Genomic DNA, 3296 nt, shown 5'->3' on the forward strand with positions numbered 1-3296 from the left:
CGCTGTGCGCCGAAGGCGCGAGACGACGCCCGCACGCGGCGTCCGGACCATGCCGCCCAGCGATCGCCGGCCCGTACGTCACGCTCACGCGCCCCCAGCCGAGCGCACCGCTGGACCGACCAGCCGGCCACCGCGCGGCAGCAGCTGCGGCGGAGCGCAGCGGAGCCAGCCTTAAGCTCAGCCACCCACCGGGCCGAGGAACCACAACAACGGACCGGCCGCCCCCCTTCCCCCTCCTGCCGGCGCTTTGGACCCGAAGGGTCCGAGACGAAACCCGCACCCGCCCGAACCGAATGCCGCGAGACGGCGCGTAGGCACAGGCGCAGCGCCGTGCAGCGCCGCGCAGCCAACCGCCCCAGAGCGCCGGGCCGCGCTCCGGGCGGAGACCACCCGCGCCTACAGTCAGCAGGGCAGACTCGCCAACGGCTGCCAAGCCCTGCCCGGGCTGCACCACTTCAGCCGCCGTTGATCAGCCGCTGCCGCCATCGATCAGCGGCTTCGGAAGACGCTCAGCGTGGGTGACGTACGTCACACCAGCCTCCGATGCCGTGCCTGTCCGCCCCGGACGGCGAAGACCTCGGCAGCCGCGCTCGGTACCCTGAAAACGTCGCGGTCCCCCCACCACCTACCTCCTCGTACGGTGCTGCTGTCCGTCGGCGTCGGTTTGCTCAGAGTCGATCAGGATAGAGGTTGGTGCACACGTGCTGGTGGCGGATCGGTACCGGTTGGAGACACCCATAGGCCGCGGCGGGATGGGCGAGGTCTGGCGGGCCACCGATGAAGTGCTGAGACGGACCGTGGCCGTCAAACTGCTGCTCGGGGACGACCCCGCGTCGCAGGCGGCGGCACGCTTCCGGTTGGAGGCCCAGACTGCGGCCCGGCTGAGTCACCCCAACATCGTCGGCGTGTTCGACTTCGGGGCGCGTGACGGCCGCTTCTATCTGGTGATGGAGCTCGTCGAAGGTCAGAGCCTGGCGCAGGAGTTGACCGCCCAAGGCGCGCTCCGCGCCGAGCGGGTGGCCGTCATCGCTGCCCAGGCGGCCGCTGGGCTGGCCTCCGCGCACCGTACGGGGATCGTCCACCGGGACATCAAACCGGGCAACCTGATGTCGGACGCCGACGGCACGGTCAAAATCGGCGACTTCGGAATCGCCCGGTTCGTCGACGACCCCGCCACCGCGCTCACCACGGCGGGCCAGATCATCGGCACCAGCCTCTACCTCGCCCCCGAACGCGCTCTGGGACGGCCCGCGAGCCCGGCCTCCGATGTGTACTCCCTGGGCTGTCTGCTCTACCAACTGCTGACCGGCACCCCGCCGTTCCAGGCCGACACCTCCGCCGCCACGCTCGCCCAGCACATCGACGCAGCGCCCTTGCCGCCCAGTCAGCGGGGCGCGGGCCTGCCGCCCGCGTTCGAGAACTATCTGCTCGGCATGCTCGCGAAGCAGCCCGAGGGGCGCCCCACCGCGCAGCACATCGCCGACTGGTTCGGCTCAGGCGCCTGGCAGGGCCACCCGGAACCCATGCCGCAGCCCGCCCCCGCGCCCGCACCCGGGCCCATGCCGGGCCCGCCCCCGCACGCCCAGGTTTTCGGCACCGCGACGCCGCAGGCCCCGCCCGCGGCCGCGGCCGCAGCGGGCCCGCCCCGTACGCCGGAGACGCCCTCCGTAGCCACGTACCGCCTGCCGCAGCCCGCCCCCGCCCGCCGCCCGGCCCGCGGCCACCGGTCCACGTCGGCGTCCCCATCCGCATCCCCATCCGCGTCCACACCCGCGCCCGCGGCCACGCCCGCGAAGCGGCGCGGCGCTCGCGAACTCATCAGGCGCCGGCCGAGAGTGGCGAGCCTGATCGCCGGTGCCGTGGCCTTCGTCGCCGCGGTCCTGATCGGCATCGCCTGGTTCTCGAGCTGAACGGCGGCGCGGACCACGCGTAGCGCGCTGACCGTCGAACCCCGAGGTGCCGGGCGGGCTGACCGGTGGACAGCACACGGGGGCAGGGGCGGGCGCGGCCGAGCGCCCGCCCCTGCCCCGTTCTCCTCCGCCTCACTCCGTACGCAGCGCCGTGGCCGTACGCGTCCGGGCCGCCCAGCCCGCGGGGAGCAGGGCCCCGGTGGCCGCGATCAGCAGGCCGCCGAGACCGAGCAGAAGCAGCTCGGGCGGGGCGTAGACGTCGAGGGCCGAGGTGGGGAGGGTGAGTCCGGCGCTCTCGCCCATGGCGGGGACGACCGCCGCGTGCAGGGCCAGACCGGCCGGGACGCCGAGGGCGCCGCCCGCAAGACCCACCACGGCGACCGAGGCCAGGACCATCGCGACGGTCTGCCGCGGGGTCATGCCGAGCGCCTTGTGGACGCCGAGGTCGTGGACGCGTTCGCGGGTGTCGAGGACGACCGCGTTGAGCACGCCAAGACCCGCGACGGCGACGAGCATCAGGGTAAGGAGTGCGGCCAGCGCGTCGAGGACGAGGATCACCTCGCTCTCGCCGCCGGAGGGGCCGGGACGCGCGGTGACGTCCAGCGAGCCGAGCGCGGCGTTCAGGGCGCTGACGTAAGCGGCCGCGTCCGTGCCGGGCTTGAGGGTGATGCGGAAGCTGTCGGTGGGAGTGCTCGCGGGGGCGAGCGTCGCGGCGTCGGTGAGGACGTTCATGCCCTGGTGCCGGGGGTCGAAGACCTCTCCCACGATCCGGACCCGGATCGTCTTGCCGTCATGGTTCAGGGCGACGGTGTCGCCGAGCCGGGTGTCGGTGGCATCGAGGAACTGGGTCGGTACGACGGCCTCGCCGGGCTTCTCGAACCATCTGCCGGAGACCTTCTGGTAGTTGGCCCAGGTGGCGTCCCCGGCGAAGGTGTGGAGGTCGGTGGTGCCGGACAGCCCGGCGATGGTCACCTGTGTGGCGGTGGTGGCGTAGTACGCCCGGGTCCCCGGCTGGGCCTCGATCGCCGCGGTGATCTCGGCGGGGTCGGCCGTGATCCGCGGCGGGCCGCCCGGGCTCGTACGGTCCGGTCCGGGCTTTCCGTCCGGGCCGAGGACCTCGACGTTGGCCTCGACGCTGACATCGGCTCTGTCGTGGTCCCGGGCGTCCTGCACCCGGGTCAACGAGGCGGCCAGGCCCACGGCGAAGGTCACGGCGGTCGCCCCGAAGGCGACTGCCGCGACCATCGCGGCGGTGCGGGCGGGGCGCGCGAAGGGGCGGGCCAGGCCGAGGCCGATCGGGCGGGGCAGCGGGAGCCGCCCGGTCAGCCGGACCACCGCCCGGCCGCGGCTCGGGCGCGCGGAGCGGCCGACGGCGAGCGCGTCGAC

The 3296-nt window shown here is 74.2% G+C and carries 2 protein-coding genes; one reads left to right on the forward strand and one right to left on the reverse strand.

What is annotated here, in order from left to right; all coding sequences use genetic code 11:
* Positions 1-752: 752 nt before the first annotated feature.
* Entirely contained in the window at positions 753-1910 is a 1158-nt protein-coding gene (locus ACWDSL_RS52585; RefSeq protein ID WP_450496785.1) for a serine/threonine-protein kinase, read from the forward strand.
* Positions 1911-2042: 132 nt separating this feature from the next.
* Here the strand turns inward: ACWDSL_RS52585 and ACWDSL_RS52590 are convergent.
* A partial coding sequence (locus ACWDSL_RS52590; protein WP_450496784.1) for an ABC transporter permease occupies positions 2043-3296 on the reverse strand: 1254 nt, incomplete at its 5' end.

The organism is Streptomyces sp. NPDC000941, assembly GCF_053599555.1.